Here is a 15255-nt window from a genome sequence, read left to right as displayed (position 1 = left end):
GGCGCCCGTGTCATCCCGTCGCGCCAACTCCCGGGATCAGCCCCGGAACTGCTCCCCGGCCTCGGGGCGGAACGAGCTGCGGTTCCGTGATCCCCGGCCCTGGCCACCGCGGCCACCGGGGAACGGCCCCGGACCGTCGTGCCGGTCGTCGCGGCCCTTGCCCTTGCCCCGGCCGGGGTGCTCGTCGTCCACGTCGGCGAGGTAGACCTGGATGGTCGACGGCCGCGGGCCGCGCCAGGCACCCGCCGGCACGTCCTCGTCGGCGTCGAGGTAGTCCGGGAAGTAGGACGTCTGGGTGTCCCAGCTCCCGTCGTCGCCCGGGTGCTGGACGTTGACGTAGGCCATCGAGTCCCGGACGTCGAGCACCGGCCCGCAGGTCTCCGCCCGGCGGGGCACGGAGAGGAACTGCTCCACGCGGCCACGCCGGCGCCCGTCGAGGGTGACCTTGAACAGCCCGTCGCACTTCTGGATCGCCGACGGCTGGCCGTCCGTGGAGATCCACAGGTTGCCGTCGGCGTCGAAGGCCAGGTTGTCCGGGCAGGAGATCGGCGACACCTTCTCGGCCGGGTAGCCCGAGAAGTACGTGGAGTCGTTGACCTCGGGGTCGCCGGCGACCAGCAGCAGGTTCCACGTGAACGTGGTGGCCGTCTGGTCGCCGCCGTCCTCGATGATCTCGACGATGTGGCCGTCGCGGTTCGAGCCGCGCGGGTTGGCCTCGTCGGCGGCCGCGTTGGAGCCGACGCCGCGGTTGGAGTTGTTGGTGCAGGCGACGTAGACGCGGCCGGTGAAGGGGTTCGGTTCGACGTCCTCGGGCCGGTCCATCTTGGTGGCGCCGACGGCGTCGCCGGCCAGCCGCGTGAAGACGAGGACCTCCTCGAGAGACATGCCCTCGACCTGCGACTCGCCGTCGAGCACGAGCGGCAGCCACTCGCCGGTGCCGTCGAACGCGCCGTCGGACGGCACCGCGCCGGAACCGTCGATCTCGGAGGCCGGCGAGTCGCCGGTGAACCGTGCGACGTACAGGTCGCCGGAGGACAGCAGCGTCTTGTTGTGCTCGCGCGCCCAGCGGCTGTTGCCGTGGCGCATCCGCCCGGTCGAGACGAACTTGTAGACGTAGTCGAAGCGCTCGTCGTCACCCATGTAGACGACCGCGCGGTCGTCGTCGGACAGGATGACGTTCGCGCCCTCGTGCTTGAACCGGCCGAGCGCGGTGTGCTTGACGGGCGCGGCGTCCGGGTCGTACGGGTCGAGCTCGACGACCCAGCCGAACCGGTGGTTCTCGTTCTCGAAGCCAGGGTTGTTGCCGTCGAACCGCGGCTCGTCGAGCTCCCAGCCGTACCCGGTCGGGGAGTTGCGCAGACCGTAGCGGGCGTCGCGCGGGTCGCTGCCGTCCACCCGCAGGTACCCGTGGAAGTTCTCCTCCCCCGAGACGATCGTGCCCCACGGCGTCGTGCCCCCGGCGCAGTTGTTCAGCGTCCCGAGGACCTTCCGTCCGGTCGGGTCGTCCACGGTCTTCAACAGGTCGTGGCCCGCTGCCGGGCCGTCGACGACGAACTCGGAGCCGATGTGGATCCGGCGGTTGAGCCGGGCGATGCGGTCGTACTCCCACGGAGTCCCGGGGCGGTCGCGGCGCAGCTCGACGACCGACATGCCGTGCGCGGCCCGCTCGATCGCGCGGCGCGTGGCGGCGTCGTAGGACGCGTCGAACATGATCTGCGGGTTGGTGTACTCGTGGTTGGACACCAGCACCCCGCGCTTGCCACGCCGGGTCTCCACCATCGAGGTGATGTGCTTCGGGTCCTCGGGGAGGATGTCGAGGTAGTCGCAGTTGTAGCCGAACTGCCTCGCCTGCTGCTCCGGCGTCTGGCGCGCCGGGTCGAAGGCGCGGCCGCCGGGCAGGATCGGGTCGCCCCAGCGGATGATCGGCGACCACTCGTACCCCTCAGGCACCACGAAGTCGTCGATCGCCATCGGCTGCGGGTCGATGGCACCGAAGGCCAGCCCACGCCCGCGACCCCCGCTGTGCATCGGCGCGGCGGTAGCGGGCTCGGCGCCCAGCACCTCGGCGCCCACCACGACGGCGGCCGCCGCGGCGGCGACACCACCGAGCATGACCCGCCGGCTCAGCGCCCGGGAGGCGACGTCGCGGAAGTACTCGTTGGCGCTGAGGTTCGGCGCGGGGTGCGCGCAGGCGTCGGCACACTTGTAGCGGCAGGTCGCCGCGGCTCGCTTGCCGCGCGCGTAGTGCGGGGCCACCGTGACGGGCAGCTGCGGGCGGGACTCGGGGGCGATCGTCATCGGGCACTCCTGGATCGGGACCGGGGGGTCGCGACCGACGGTAGGAACGGTCCGTGGCGCCCCGGCATCGACCCTCCGACCACCCGGTGAACAGCCGATGACCTGCGGGTGGGAGCGCTCGCGGGATCAGCCGAGCGAGCCCACCCACTCGCTGGAGCCGTCGGTGAAGCCCTGCTCCTTCCAGATCGGCACCTCGGCCTTGAGCTCCTCGACGAGGTCGCTCGCGCAGGTGAACGCGGCCTGCCGGTGCCCGGAGGCGACGGCCACGACGACGGCGACGTCGCCGATCGCGAGGTCGCCCACCCGGTGCGAGGCGGCGACCCGCACGGTGTCGCCGGTGGCCTCGGCCGTCCGGCGGGCCACCCGGTCGGCCACGCGGGCCAGGACGGCGGCGGCGTCCGGATGCGACTCGTAGTGCAGCGCGGTGACTCCGCGGCCCTCGTCGTGGTCGCGGACGTGCCCGACGAAGGTGGCGACCGCTCCGCAGGTGTCGTCGCGGACCTCTTCGGCGAGACGTGCCAGGCCGTCGTCGAGCGAGGTCTCCACGACGTCCGCCCGCAGCACGACGGCATCGCTCAGCGGTGCGGGCGCCTGCGAGGGGGCGGGGTGGTCGCCGCCGCGGAGCTGGTCGACGGCGTGCGTGAGCACGTCGGCCAGCGCGTCGAGGCCGTCGACCACACCCCCGACCGAGCCGGGCAGGTTGACGACCAGCGTCCGGTCGGCCACGCCGGCCGTGCCGCGGGACAGTGCAGCACCGGGGACGGCCTTCTTGCCGGCGTCCGTGGGGGCCAGCGAGCGGGCCCGCACCAGCTCGGCGATCCCCGGCACCTCGCGGTCCAGCACGGCCCGGGTGGCCTCGGGGGTGGTGTCCGACGGCGCGATCCCGGTCCCGCCGGAGGTCACGATGACGTCGGGGGTGTCGTCACCCGTCTCGAGCAGGCCGAGGAGGGCGTCGCGGACGGGTTCGCCGTCCGGCACCACCAGCACGGGCAGCACCTCCCAGCCGCGGGCGGCGAACCACTCCGCCGCGGCTGGACCGGAGCGGTCCGGGTACGTCCCGGCGGCGGCGCGGTCGGAGGCCACGACGACGGCGGCCCTCACGCGCGCTCCTCCCCGCGGACCCAGTCGCCCGACTTCCCGCCGGCCTTCGCCACGACCTCGATGTCGGTGAGCACCGCGGCCTTGTCGACCGCCTTGATCATGTCGTAGAGCGTCAGGCCCGCGACGGTCACGGCGGTGAGCGCCTCCATCTCGACGCCCGTGCGACCGGTGGTGCGCACGGTGGCGGTGATCTCCATGGTGCCCGCCACGTCGCCGGCCGGGGCGATGTCGATCTCGACGCCGGACAGCGGCAGCGGGTGGCACAGGGGCACGAGGTCCGGGGTGCGCTTGGCTCCCATGATCCCGGCGACGCGCGCCGTCGCGACCGCCTCCCCCTTGGGCAGGTCGCCGGACACGATCCGCTCGACGACGTCCGCCCGGGTGCGCAGCACGCCGCGGGCGGTGGCCTCGCGCTTCGTGACGTCCTTGGCGGTGACGTCGACCATGTGGGCGGCACCGTCGTCGCGGTAGTGGGACAGGTCGCTCATCTGATCTCCCAGCAGTCGACGTCGTCGCCCTCCTCGAGGTGGGCGACACCGGGTGGCACGTGCACGAGGAGCGTAGCCGCCGCGAGGTGGGCCAGGAGGTGGGAACCCGGTCCGCCGACCATCTCCACCCGGCCGTCGGCGTCGAGGCGGGCGCGGCGCACCTGGTGCAGGTGCTCGGGTGAGTCGAGAGGCGCGGCCAGCGGCGCCCGTCGCCGGGGCCGGTGGGCCGGGGCGGCGCCCGTCGACGCGGCGAGCACCGGGCGCAGGAACAGCTCGAAGGACACCAGCGCGCTGACGGGGTTGCCCGGGAACGCGACCAGCGGCACCGCCCTGGAGCGGTCGGACCTGGAGTTGTCAGACTCAGGGCGGTCCATGCCCGGCCCTGAGCCTGACAGCTTGCCGAGCGCGATGGTCCCGAGCCCCTGCGGCCCCCCGGGCTGGACGGCCACGTGCCCGAACCAGGCGTCGGTGAGGGTCTGGCGCACCACCTCGTACGCACCGGCGGAGACGCCGCCGCTGGTCACGACGAGGGCGACGTCGTCGGGAGCCTCGGCGAGGACCGCCCGCAGCGCGGCCGGGTCGTCGGGCACGACGCGCTGGGTGACGCGCGCCCCCACCTCCGCGAGCGCCGCCGTGAGCATGGCGCCGTTGGCGTCGTGCACCTGGGCGTCACCGAGGGACCGGCCGGCGGGCACGAGCTCGGAACCGGTGGAGACCAGCAGCACGTGCGAGGGTTCGGCGACCTCGACCTCGGCGACGCCCGCGGCGACGAGCACGCCGAGCTGCGCCGGCCCGAGCGGGGTCCCGGCCGGGACGACGACGTCACCCGCGGCGACGTCGGAGCCGGCGCGGCGCACGAACGTGCCGGGGCGGACAGGCGCGGCGAACCGGACCGTCGCCGGCGTGCCCGGCTCGGGGAAGACCGGCGGCTCAGCGTCCTCGATCCTGACGACGGCGTCCGCGTCGGCCGGGACGGGAGAGCCGGTCATGACGGGCGCCGCCGTGCCGCGTGCCAGCGGTGGCGCCTGCGTGCCGGCCGGGACAGGAGCGACGACGGGCAGCACGACCGGGTCCGACGGCGTCGCCCCGGTCAGGTCGGCGGCGCGGACGGCGTAGCCGTCCATCTGCGAGTTGTCGAATCCCGGCAGGTCCGCGGCCGCGACCGCGTCACCGGCGACGACGCGCGGCAGCGCGCCGCGCCCGGCCTCGCCGAGGAGTGCGGTGAGCGCGTGCGTCCGGCGGCGGGGCCGCGACAGGGCCGGTCCCACGAGCGCGCCGAGCGCCTGCTGATGATCGCCGACCGGTCGCCGCGTCGTCTGGTGGTCCACACCGGGCAGCCTACGACCCGGTCGGGACGTGCTGGTCGTGGACCCGATCAGGCAAGCACCGCGATGAACCCTCATCCGCGGGTCTAGAGTAGTTGGCATGCCGCAGATGAGGATCAGCGAGGCTGCCGTGTACCTCGGCGTCAGCGACGACACCGTCCGCCGCTGGGTCGACCGCGGGCTGCTGACGGCCGACCGGGACGACGCCGGCCGCCAGGTCGTCGACGGGTACGACGTCGCGATGGTCGCCCGCGAGCACGCCACCGCGCCCGGGCTCCCCGACGGGATGAAGAGCTCGGCCCGCAACCGGTTCGTCGGCCTCATCACCGACCTCACCGTCGACACCGTCATGGCGCAGGTCGAGCTGCAGTGCGGGCCGTTCCGGGTGGTGTCGCTCATGAGCAGCGAGGCCGTGCGGGACCTGGGCCTGGAACGCGGTTACGTCGCGGTGGCGACGATCAAGTCGACGAACGTCGTCGTCGAGGCGCCGGACGCAGGCTCGGCATGACGGCGGCGCGCAGACCCGGCCCGCGGGCCCGTGCCGCGCTCCTGGCCGCGAGCGCCGCCGCCGCGCTCACCGGGTGCACCACCGGCGAGTCCGACGACACCACCCTGACCGTCTACGCCGCCGCCTCCCTGTCCGAGGCGTTCGAGCTGATCGCCGCGGACTTCGAGGCCGCGCACGAGGGCGTGGACGTCCGGCTGAACGTCGGGGGCTCGGCCGGCCTCGTGGCCCAGGTCCAGCAGGGCGCCCCGGCCGACGTCCTCGCCACGGCCGACACCCGGACGATGGACGCCCTCGTCGCGGACGACCTGGTCGGCACGCCCCGGGCCTTCGCGACCAACACCCTCCAGATCGCGGTGCCGCCCGGCAACCCCGCCGACGTCATGGGCCTCGCCGACCTCGTCGATCCCGCCCTCCACCTCGTCGTCTGCGCACCCGAGGTCCCGTGCGGCGCCGCGACCACCGCCGTCGCCGCCCGCGCCGGCCTCGTCCTCCGTCCGGCGAGCGAGGAGCAGAGCGTCACGGACGTCCTCGGCAAGGTGTCCAGCGGCGAGGCCGACGCCGGCCTCGTCTACGTCACCGACGTCGCCCGCGCCGGCGACCAGGTCGAGGGCATCGCGTTCCCCGAGGCCGATGCCGCAGTGAACACCTACCCGATCGCCGCCATCGACCGGACCGGCCGGACCGGCCGGACCGGCCGGACCGCCGACCAGGCCGAGCTGGCTCAGGCCTTCGTCGACTCCGTCCTCGCCGACGGCGGCCGGGCGACGCTCGCCGACATCGGGTTCGCCGCACCGTGAGAGCGCCGACCACCCACCGGGCGCCCGCCGGCGTTCGCGCCACCCGCGACCTGGCCGAGGTCCCCGCCGCGGTCCCCCGCTGGGCGTACGTGCCCGCTGTCGTCGGCAGCCTGTTCGTGGTGCTGCCGGTGGCCGCGATGGCCGCCCGGGTCGACTGGTCGAGCTACGCGTCGCTGATCACCAGCGAGTCGGCCCGCGCCGCCCTGCTCCTCAGCCTCCGGACCGCCGCGACGAGCACCGTGGTCTGTCTGGTGCTCGGCATCCCTCTGGCTCTCGTGCTGGCCCGCGGCCGGTTCCCCGGCCAGCGGCTGCTGCGCTCCCTCGTGCTGGTCCCGCTGGTGCTGCCGCCCGTGGTCGGCGGCATCGCGCTGCTGTCCACGTTCGGCCGCCGGGGTCTGCTCGGTGAGTCGTTCGAGATGCTCGGGATCCAGGTCGCGTTCTCCACCACGGCGGTGGTCCTGGCGCAGAGCTTCGTCGCGCTGCCGTTCCTCGTCGTCAGCCTCGAGGGGGCGCTGCGCACCGCCGGCGAGCGGTACGAGGTCGTCGCCGCGGGCCTCGGCGCGAGCCCCACCACGGTGCTGCGCCGCGTCACCCTGCCGCTGGTGCGGCCCGGACTGGTGTCCGGCACGGTGCTGGCGTTCGCGCGGGCCCTCGGCGAGTTCGGTGCCACCATCGCCTTTGCGGGCAGCCTGCAGGGCGTCACCCGGACGCTGCCGCTGGAGATCTACCTGCAGCGTGAGACCGACCCCGACGCCGCCGTGGCACTGTCTCTGCTGCTGGTGGCCGTCGCCGTCGCCGTCATCGCCGCGACGCACCGGCAGGGCGCTCGGGAAGCCTCGCGATGACGTTCACGATGACCGCCACCGTGCCGTCGCGCGAGCTCGACGTCCGCCTCGACGTCGCGGACGGCAGCACGCTCGCGCTGCTCGGCCCCAACGGCGCCGGCAAGTCGACGGCGCTGGGGCTCGCCGCCGGCACGCTGCGTCCGCACGACGGCGAGATCGGCCTCGCGGGGCGGACGCTGGTGCGCGCCCGGTCCGGCCGGACGACCACCTGGGTACCCCCGCACCGACGCCGCGTTTCCCTGCTCGCCCAGGAACCGACCCTGTTCCCGCACCTGACGGTCCGCGACAACATCGCGTTCGGACCGCGGTCCCAGGGACGGTCCCGCCGGGGGGCCGGTGCCGCGGCCGACGAGTGGCTCGACGTGGTCGGCCTCGCCGACCTCGCCCACCGCCGTCCGGCCGCGCTCTCCGGCGGCCAGGCACAACGGGTCGCGATCGCGCGGGCGCTGGCGGCGGCACCGCGGCTGCTGCTCCTCGACGAACCGATGGCGGCCCTCGACGTGGACGTCACCCCCGCGCTGCGCCAGACGCTGCAGCACCTGCTCGCCGAGCAGACCGCCGTCCTCGCCACCCACGACGTGCTGGACGCGCTGCTGCTCGCCGACGAGATCGCCGTCGTCGACGATGGCCGCATCGTCGAACGCGGCCCGACGGCACAGGTCCTGGCACGCCCGCGCAGCGCCTTCGCCGCGTCGATCGCGGGACTCAACCTGCTGTCCGGCACGTGGACCGGGGACGGTGTCGCCACCGCGAGCAGCGGCGTCGTGCACGGCCATGCCGCGCACCCCGAGGTGCCCGTCGGAGCCGCGATGACCGCCGTCTTCCGCCCGGCGGCCGTCGCCCTGCACCTGGCCGACCCGCACGGCTCGCCTCGGAACACCTTCCGCGCCACCGTGCGGTCGGTGGAACCGCACGGCGACCTGGTGCGCGTGCGCACCGAGCACCTGGCGGCGGACGTGACACCGCAGGCCGTGGCCGAGCTGTCCCTGGTGCCCGGTCGCGCCGTGGTCGGGACGGTCAAGGCCGCCGAGGTCGACGTCTACCCGGTGTGACGCGGACTCACTCGACGGCGTGGTCGGCGAACCAGGCCGCCATGTCCTCGAGTGGCATGTGGTCACCGGCTACACCGAGGACGAACGCTTCCGCGTCGTCGATGTCGGCCACGAGCCGCACACCGTTCTTGCGGTAGAAGATGACGACCGCAAGCCAGGAGAGTCGTTTGTTCCCGTCCTGCAGCGGGTGCAGGCGGTTGAACGAGTCCATCAGGGCTGCGGCCTTGGCGTGCAGGTGCGGATAAAGCTCTGTCTCGAACACGACGGCCTGCGGACGCTGTACCACCTGGTCGAGCAGGCCGACGTCACGGACGTCCCACTCCTGGTACTCGATGATGGCGACGACCTCCGCGAGACGGAGGTACGTGACCGCCGTCGTCACGCGAGGCGGTCCAGCAAGGGCTTCCAGCGTGCGGACTCCTCGGCGACCCACCGGTGGATGTCCTCGTCCGGTGCTTCATCGAGAAGGCGCTCGAGAGCCTCGGCCTGGGTGACGTGCTGCCGCAGGGCTCGCTCACGCAACTTGTCACGCACGGCGACCGGAACCTTGATCGTGGTCATCTCTCCGGCGTTCATACCAAGAATCATACTCTCGTCCGCGGCCGGACGACCGGTCAGGACGACACGTCCGCCGTCGTGAACCGGCTCCACGCCAGGGCGCCGAAGACGGCCACCCACGCCGCCTGCACGGCCAGCCCCGCCAGCAGCGTCGAGGCGTCCACCTCCAGCCGGAGGAACTCCCCGAAGCCGAGCCAGTGGTGCGTCAGCAACACCGGGTGGATCGCGGAGAGCTGCGGCAGCGCGTCGAGCACCCCACTGACGATCGCGACGACCACCGTGGCGGCCATCGCCGCCACCGGGACCTCGGTCAGCGTCGACAGGAACAGCCCGACGGCGACCAGCCCTGTCAGGGAGGCGATGACATAGCCGACCACGCCCAGGGTGCGCAGCATCCCCTCGGCGAGCGGGATCGTGTCCCCCGAGAGCAGGATCACGTCACCGACGCCGAAGTAGGCCGCGCCGGCGACCAGCCCGACGACGGCGATCGCGGCCACCGCCGCCCCCGCGTAGGCGAGCGCGGCCACGGCCTTGACGAGCAGCAGGCGGGACCGCGGGACCGGGGTCACCAGCAGGTACCGCAGGGTGCCCGCCGACGCCTCCCCCGCGATCGCGTCACCGGAGACGATCGACACGCACAGGGGCAGGAGGAAGGGCAGGCAGCTCACCAGGGCAGCGAAGACGAGGAACACGCCGTTGCCGGTCACGCGGTCCAGGAACGGCGGCCCCTGCCCCGCCACGGGAGTGTCCTGCGTGACGAACAGCACCGTGCCGATCAGCAGGGGCACGGCTGCCAGACCCGCGAGCAGCACGACGTTGCGCACGCGGCCGAACACCAGGCGCAGCTCGCTGCCCAGCAGGCGTGCCGTCGCGCGCGCGGGTGCGGCCGACGGCCCGGCCGGCGCAGCGTCAACGAGCGACATCGAAGCCCTCCCCCGTCAGGCGGACGAACACGTCCTCGAGCGTGGGCCGGCGGACCTCCAGCCCGAGCAGGTCGATCCCGTCGCCCACCACCGCCTGCGCGACCTTCTCGACCGCCACCCTGCCCAGGGGTGCGGCGACGACCCCGCCGTCGACACGCGCGTCGCTCAGCCCGAGGCCCGCCAGGACCCGCACCACGTGGTCGCGCTGGTCCGGCCGCGTCGCGACCCGCACCTCGGTGGTGCCCTCGTCGGCGATCGCCTCGCGCGGACCCTGCGCGAGCAGCTCGCCCCGGCTCATGATCCCGACGTGCGAGCACACCTGCTCGATCTCGCTGAGCAGGTGGGACGAGACGAGGACGGTGGCGCCCGCGTCGGCGACCTCGCGCACCAGCGCCCGCACCTCGCGCGTGCCCTGCGGATCCAGCCCGTTGGTCGGTTCGTCGAGCAGCAGGAGGTCGCGGGGCCGCAGGAGAGCCGCGGCGAGCCCCAGCCGTTGCTTCATGCCCAGCGAGTACTGGCGGTACGTCTTGCCCGCCGCCGCCGTGAGGCCGACGCGCTCCAGCGCCGCGCCGATCCGACGCGCGCGGGTCGCCGGCGACACGGTCGCGTCCGCGGCGTCGACACGCCGCAGGTTCGCCTCCCCCGACAGGTAGGGGTGAAAGGCCGGGCCCTCGACGAGCGCGCCGACCCGAGGCAGCACCGCCGCGCCGCGCCCGGGCATCGCCTCGCCCAGCAGCTCGACGGAACCGGACGTGGGCGAGACGAGACCGAGGAGCATGCGGATCGTCGTCGTCTTGCCCGACCCGTTCGGGCCGAGGAACCCGTAGACCGCACCGCGCGGGACCAGCAGGTCGATCCCAGCGACACCCACCTGCCCCGAGCGGAACCGCTTCGTCAGGCCCCGGGTACGCACCGCGGAGCCCTCAGCAGCCCCGGCGGCACCGTCGGCACCGCTCATCCGGCGCGCTCCACGAGCGTCGCGGGCGGCACGGACCCCGCGAGCACCCGGCCGTCGTCGGTCACCAGCACGGACAGCAGAGCGGAGCCGAGGAGCCGACCCCCGTCCACCGGGGTCGTGAGCTGCTCGTACAGCGCGCCCGTGTCGAGCTCCGGCATACCCGGCAGCTCGCCGTCCTCGGACTCCGCGAGCTCCTCGAGCAGGTCGTCGGCGCCGCTCGACCCGGTGCTGCCCTCCGGCAGCCGGCCCTCGGCCGTCGCACCGAGGATCGCGTCGACGTCCACGTCCGTCAGCTCGACGACCGTCTCCCACCCGGTACCGGTCACCGCCACGTCCGCGTCCTCGCCGAACGCGTCGCTGCTGGGCTTCTCCATCGTCCCCCGCTCCATCGTGGCCGGGTCCGGGAGCGGGACCTCGACCTCGCGCACGTCGGCTCCCGCCGGGGCGGAGAACTCGAACACGCTGGGGTCGGGCGCCTCGAACGAGACGTCGGTGAAGCCCACCTCGAGCGCCGGCGCCTCGGCGTCCTGGACGCTCCACACCTGGGTGCGCAGCGGCACGGAGGTCTCGGCGTCGACGGCGATCCGCACCTTGTCGACCAGCGTGCCGTCGGTCTGCGGCCGCAGCTCGACCTGGTACGCCGCACGCCCGGCCACCTCCAAGGGCTCGGTGGTCTCGACGTCGGTGGTGACGCGGGCGTGCGCCAGCGCCAGGTCCGCCGCCTCCGCGGGGGTCGGGACGTCACCTTCCACGCTCGGCCCGGCCGCCTCGTCGGCGAGCGCCTCGTACCGTGCCACGTCGTCGGGGTCGACGACGTAGTGGACCGCCTCGTCGTCGGCGCTCGAGTAGGTCCACGCCTCCGCTCCCGAGCGGACCACGGAGTACTCCGAGACGTCGCCCAGCAGCGCGGCGCGGGACGACTCGGCGCCGTCGGACCAGACCCGGACCGTGGTGCTGCCGCCGAGGAGGTCCAGGGGGCCGGCCCCCTGGACCTCCGAGACGGTGACGTCCGGCAGGCCCAGCCGGGCCGTGTAGACGACGGTCCCGGAGACGGGGACCTTCTCGGCGACGGCCAGGCGCTCGACGAGCTCCTCGGCGGTGACGGCGGGGAGCTCGTCGCTCGCCACGGCCCCCACCGCGGCGGGCACGGCGAACGCGGCGGCGACGGCGCCGGCGACGACGGCGGGGACCGCCCACCGGGCCCGGGGCGAGAGACTGCGCGTGGTGTCCATGGGACCACTGTGGCCGAGGCCACCTGAGACGAGGCTGAGAAGGCGAGAGCTGAGGGCGCACGTCGTGCACACGGGTGCCATGCTGCGGTGGTGCGCATCCTGGTGGTGGAGGACGAGACGGTGCTCGCGCGGGCCCTGCGCCGGGGCCTGCAGGCGGAAGGGTTCGCCGTCGACGTCGCGTCCGACGGCGAGACCGGGCTCCGGCTCGCTCTCGAGGGCGACCACGACGTCGTCGTCCTCGACCTCATGCTCCCGCAGCGGTCCGGGATCGACGTGCTGCGCACGATGCGCGACGAGGAGGTCTGGACGCCGGTGCTCGTCCTCAGCGCCAAGGGCACGGACGACGACGTCACCCGCGGCCTGGACGTCGGTGCCGACGACTACCTCCCCAAGCCGTTCGCGTTCACCGTCCTCGTCGCCCGGCTGCGGGCGCTCCTGCGGCGCGGTGCGCCACCGCGGCCCGCCGTCCTGCAGGTCGGGACGTTGACGCTCGACCCGGCCACCCGCGAGGTGCGCCAGGACGGCCGGGACGTCGAGCTGACGACGCGCGAGACGGCACTGCTCGAGCACCTCATGCGCCGGCCCGGCGAGGTGCTCGCCAAGGTCGAGCTGCGTGACCACGTGTGGGACGCCGCCGGCGACGACCTCAACGTCGTGGAGGTCTACGTCGGGTACCTGCGCCGCAAGCTCGGCCGGTCGGCCATCGAGACCGTGCGAGGCGCCGGCTACCGGGTCGTGGGACGGTGACCGGCTGGTCGTTGCGCCTGCGTCTGACCCTCGCGGCGGCCGGTCTGACGGGGATCGCCCTCGTCCTGGGCGCCCTGGCGCTGACCTCCGTCGTCTCGCAGAGCCGGATCGCGGCGACCGACGCCGTCCTGGCGGGCACGGCCGACCAGGTGGCGGCGCTCGTCACCGAGGACCGTCTGCCCGAGGTCCTCGCCGCCGACGAGCCGGGCGAGGTCGTCCAGCTCGTCGACGCCTCGGGCCTCGTCGTCGCCACCTCGCCCAACGCGAGCCGGACGTTGCCGGTCCTCGCGCCCGCCGCGCTGGGCGAGACGCCTGACGGTGCCTCGACCCGCGACGACGTGGCCTACGGCACCGGGTCCGTCCGGGTGCTCGTCGACACCCTGCCCACCGGGCAGCGGGTCGTGGCCGCCCTCCCCCTGGGCACCATCGAGGGCGCGCTCGACGCGCTGCGTCTCTCCCTCGGGCTCGTGGTCCCCCTGCTGACGCTCACGCTGGGGCTGGTGACATGGGTGGTGCTCGGGCGGGCTCTGCGCCCGGTCGAGGAGCTGCGCGCCGGCGCCGCGCGGGTGAGCGACGTCGGGGGCCCCGGCAGCCTCCCGGTGCCGCGCGCCCAGGAGATCGCCGCCCTGGCACGGACCCTCAACGCCATGCTGGACCGTCTGGACGCGTCGGCGCAGCGCCAGCGCCACTTCGTGGCCGACGCCGCCCACGAGCTGCGCTCGCCGATCGCGGCCCTGCGGACGAGCCTCGAGGTGGCGCGTGCCCATCCGGAGGCGTACGAGGACGCCGAGCTGACGGCGGACCTCGAGCACGAGGTGGTCCGCCTGCAGGCGCTCGTCGACGACCTGCTCGTCCTCGCCCGGGTCGGCGCCACCCCGGTGGAGGTGCGAGACGTCGACCTGGCCGCGCTCGCCCGGGCGGTCGCGAGGGACGTCGAGGTGCGCGGGGAGGGCCGGGCGGTCGTCGACCCCTCCGCCGTCGGCCGCGTGGTGCGCAACCTCGTGGACAACGCCCGCCGGTTCGCGCACGACCGGGTCGTGGTCGAGGTGGGCGAGGGCGTCGTGACCGTGGACGACGACGGCCCGGGGATCGCCGCGGCGGACCGCGAACGCGTCTTCGAGCGGTTCACGAGGCTCGGGTCGGCACGCGGCCGCGACTCGGGCGGCACCGGGCTCGGCCTGGCCATCGCGCGCGAGATCGCGCGGGAGCACGGGGGCGACGTCACGCTGGGCGACAGCGAGCTCGGTGGGCTGCGCGCCACGGTCGTGCTGCCCGTCCCGGGGCGGGGCGCCGCCGGCCTCAGTCGTGCGCGAGCTCCAGGCGGTACCCCCGCTTGACGACCGTCTTGATGAGGTCGCGGCGGCCGGCCGCCTCGCGCAGCCGTGCCACGGCGACCTCCACGGCGTGCCCGTCGCGGGAGACGCCGGGCAGCACCTCGAGCACCTGGTCGCGGGAGACGACGTCGCCACCGGCGGACGCCAGCAGCCGCAGCACCTCGACGCCGGTGGGCGACAGCGGCAGCACCTGACCGTCCAGCACGGCGACCCGGGCCCGGATGACCAGCGGACCGGCGACCGTGCCCAGCGCGACGGACTCGATGTGCTCGTAGTGGCCCACCAGCGTCCGGACCAGCGCGCCGAGCCGTCCGCGCTCCGGCTCGAGCGGCGTGATGCCGCGGGCCGCGAGCGGGCGCGTCGTGACCGGCCCGACCGAGGCGACCACCATCTCCCCCGTGGTGCAGCGCGAGACGACCTCGTCCCGCACCCCGGCGGACTCCACCGCCTCCATCCACGCCTCCGCGCCGGGCGCGGACGTGAAGACGACGGCGTCGATCTCCCCGGCCGCCGCCGCCCGGACCGAGTCCTGCACCGCGCGGGGATCAGGTGCGGGCCCCCAGCGGTAGACGACCAGGGGCGAGACCTGGGCCCCGGCCTTCGCGAAGACCTCGTCGAGACCGTCCGCGCCGGCGCCGTGGTGCTGGATCGCCACGTGCAGGCCACCGACGCCCTCGCTGAGCAGCACCTCGGCCACCTCCGCGGACGTCTCGGACTCCGCCACCCAGTCGGCGGCGAGGCCGGCGGCCTGCACCGCGCCACGCGCCTTGGGGCCGCGGGCCACGATGCGGGCCTCGCCGAGGACCCGCAGCAGGTCGTCGGCCAGCCCGTGGGCGTCGGCCGCCTCGATCCAGGCGCGGAAGCCGACGCCCGTGGTGGCGACGACGACGTCGGGCGGGTCCTCGACGAGCGCGGCCGTCGCGGCGACGAGGGCGTCGTCGTCCACGTGCGGGATCATGCTCAGCGCGGGCGCGTGCCGGATCGTGGCACCCCGCCGTTCGAGGGCGGCGGCGAGCTCGCCGGAGCGCCGGTCCGCGGTGACGAGCACGGTGCACCCCGCCATGACCTGTCCCAGGGCAGGCCGCGTCG

At 74.6% G+C, this 15255-nt stretch carries 16 protein-coding genes; 6 read left to right on the top strand and 10 right to left on the bottom strand.

Features of this window, described 5'->3' with window-relative positions; all coding sequences use genetic code 11:
• Positions 1-36 precede the first annotated feature (36 nt).
• The 4 genes from UQW22_RS11540 to glp all read right to left on the bottom strand — a co-directional run bounded on the left by UQW22_RS11540 (position 37) and on the right by glp (position 5215).
• Positions 37-2298, bottom strand: a complete 2262-nt coding sequence (locus UQW22_RS11540; protein ID WP_407317120.1) for a PhoX family protein — start codon at positions 2296-2298, stop codon at positions 37-39.
• A gap of 126 nt (positions 2299-2424) precedes the next feature.
• A complete protein-coding gene (locus UQW22_RS11535) occupies positions 2425-3399 on the bottom strand; it encodes a molybdenum cofactor biosynthesis protein MoaE (RefSeq protein ID WP_407317119.1) in 975 nt (324 codons plus the stop codon).
• Entirely contained in the window at positions 3396-3887 is a 492-nt protein-coding gene (gene moaC / locus UQW22_RS11530; protein WP_407317118.1) for a cyclic pyranopterin monophosphate synthase MoaC, read from the bottom strand. The genes UQW22_RS11535 and moaC overlap by 4 nt, the downstream gene beginning before the upstream one ends.
• Positions 3884-5215: a gephyrin-like molybdotransferase Glp gene (gene glp / locus UQW22_RS11525; protein ID WP_407317117.1), complete on the bottom strand. Its 1332-nt coding sequence runs from the start codon at positions 5213-5215 to the stop codon at positions 3884-3886. The genes moaC and glp overlap by 4 nt, the downstream gene beginning before the upstream one ends.
• Positions 5216-5312: 97 nt before the next feature.
• On the opposite strand from glp, the gene UQW22_RS11520 reads away from it, so the two are divergent.
• Genes UQW22_RS11520 through UQW22_RS11505 form a run of 4 tightly spaced genes read left to right on the top strand, consistent with a single transcriptional unit; the run spans position 5313 to position 8414 of the window.
• Complete coding sequence (locus UQW22_RS11520; protein ID WP_407317116.1) at positions 5313-5720, top strand: molybdopterin-binding protein; 408 nt, start codon at positions 5313-5315, stop codon at positions 5718-5720.
• Positions 5717-6517: a molybdate ABC transporter substrate-binding protein gene (modA, locus tag UQW22_RS11515; RefSeq protein WP_407317115.1), complete on the top strand. Its 801-nt coding sequence runs from the start codon at positions 5717-5719 to the stop codon at positions 6515-6517. The genes UQW22_RS11520 and modA overlap by 4 nt, the downstream gene beginning before the upstream one ends.
• Before the next feature lie 50 nt (positions 6518-6567).
• Positions 6568-7362 carry an ABC transporter permease gene (locus UQW22_RS11510; RefSeq protein WP_407320801.1) on the top strand — a complete coding sequence of 265 codons (795 nt, stop codon included), beginning with the start codon at positions 6568-6570 and terminating at the stop codon, positions 7360-7362.
• Entirely contained in the window at positions 7359-8414 is a 1056-nt protein-coding gene (locus UQW22_RS11505) for a sulfate/molybdate ABC transporter ATP-binding protein (RefSeq protein WP_407317114.1), read from the top strand. Before UQW22_RS11510 ends, UQW22_RS11505 begins: the two co-directional genes overlap by 4 nt.
• A 7-nt stretch (positions 8415-8421) precedes the next feature.
• Here UQW22_RS11505 and UQW22_RS11500 read toward each other — a convergent pair whose 3' ends face one another.
• Genes UQW22_RS11500 through UQW22_RS11480 form a run of 5 tightly spaced genes read right to left on the bottom strand, consistent with a single transcriptional unit; the run spans position 8422 to position 12085 of the window.
• Positions 8422-8796 (bottom strand): type II toxin-antitoxin system death-on-curing family toxin, encoded by a 375-nt coding sequence (locus UQW22_RS11500; RefSeq protein WP_407317113.1) that lies wholly within the window; start codon positions 8794-8796, stop codon positions 8422-8424.
• Positions 8793-8990 (bottom strand): hypothetical protein, encoded by a 198-nt coding sequence (locus UQW22_RS11495; RefSeq protein ID WP_407317112.1) that lies wholly within the window; start codon positions 8988-8990, stop codon positions 8793-8795. Before UQW22_RS11495 ends, UQW22_RS11500 begins: the two co-directional genes overlap by 4 nt.
• Before the next feature lie 38 nt (positions 8991-9028).
• Positions 9029-9895 carry an ABC transporter permease gene (locus UQW22_RS11490; protein ID WP_407317111.1) on the bottom strand — a complete coding sequence of 289 codons (867 nt, stop codon included), beginning with the start codon at positions 9893-9895 and terminating at the stop codon, positions 9029-9031.
• Entirely contained in the window at positions 9882-10853 is a 972-nt protein-coding gene (locus tag UQW22_RS11485; protein ID WP_407317110.1) for an ABC transporter ATP-binding protein, read from the bottom strand. Before UQW22_RS11485 ends, UQW22_RS11490 begins: the two co-directional genes overlap by 14 nt.
• Positions 10850-12085: a LolA family protein gene (locus tag UQW22_RS11480; RefSeq protein ID WP_407317109.1), complete on the bottom strand. Its 1236-nt coding sequence runs from the start codon at positions 12083-12085 to the stop codon at positions 10850-10852. The genes UQW22_RS11485 and UQW22_RS11480 overlap by 4 nt, the downstream gene beginning before the upstream one ends.
• Before the next feature lie 90 nt (positions 12086-12175).
• On the opposite strand from UQW22_RS11480, the gene UQW22_RS11475 reads away from it, so the two are divergent.
• Both UQW22_RS11475 and UQW22_RS11470 read left to right on the top strand, forming a co-directional pair.
• Entirely contained in the window at positions 12176-12832 is a 657-nt protein-coding gene (locus UQW22_RS11475; RefSeq protein WP_407320800.1) for a response regulator transcription factor, read from the top strand.
• On the top strand, positions 12829-14169 hold the full coding sequence (locus UQW22_RS11470) for an ATP-binding protein (protein ID WP_407317108.1): 1341 nt from the start codon (positions 12829-12831) through the stop codon (positions 14167-14169). Before UQW22_RS11475 ends, UQW22_RS11470 begins: the two co-directional genes overlap by 4 nt.
• On the opposite strand, the gene UQW22_RS11465 is transcribed toward UQW22_RS11470, so the two are convergent.
• On the bottom strand, positions 14132-15229 hold the full coding sequence (locus UQW22_RS11465; protein WP_407320799.1) for a uroporphyrinogen-III synthase: 1098 nt from the start codon (positions 15227-15229) through the stop codon (positions 14132-14134). The two genes, UQW22_RS11470 and UQW22_RS11465, sit on opposite strands and share 38 nt — an antisense overlap.
• Positions 15230-15255: the final 26 nt, after the last annotated feature.

This window comes from Isoptericola halotolerans (assembly GCF_045689585.1).
Lineage (GTDB): Bacteria > Actinomycetota > Actinomycetes > Actinomycetales > Cellulomonadaceae > Isoptericola > Isoptericola halotolerans_B.
Note: the sequence above shows the minus strand (reverse complement) of the source record. Positions and strands in the feature narration are given on the sequence as shown.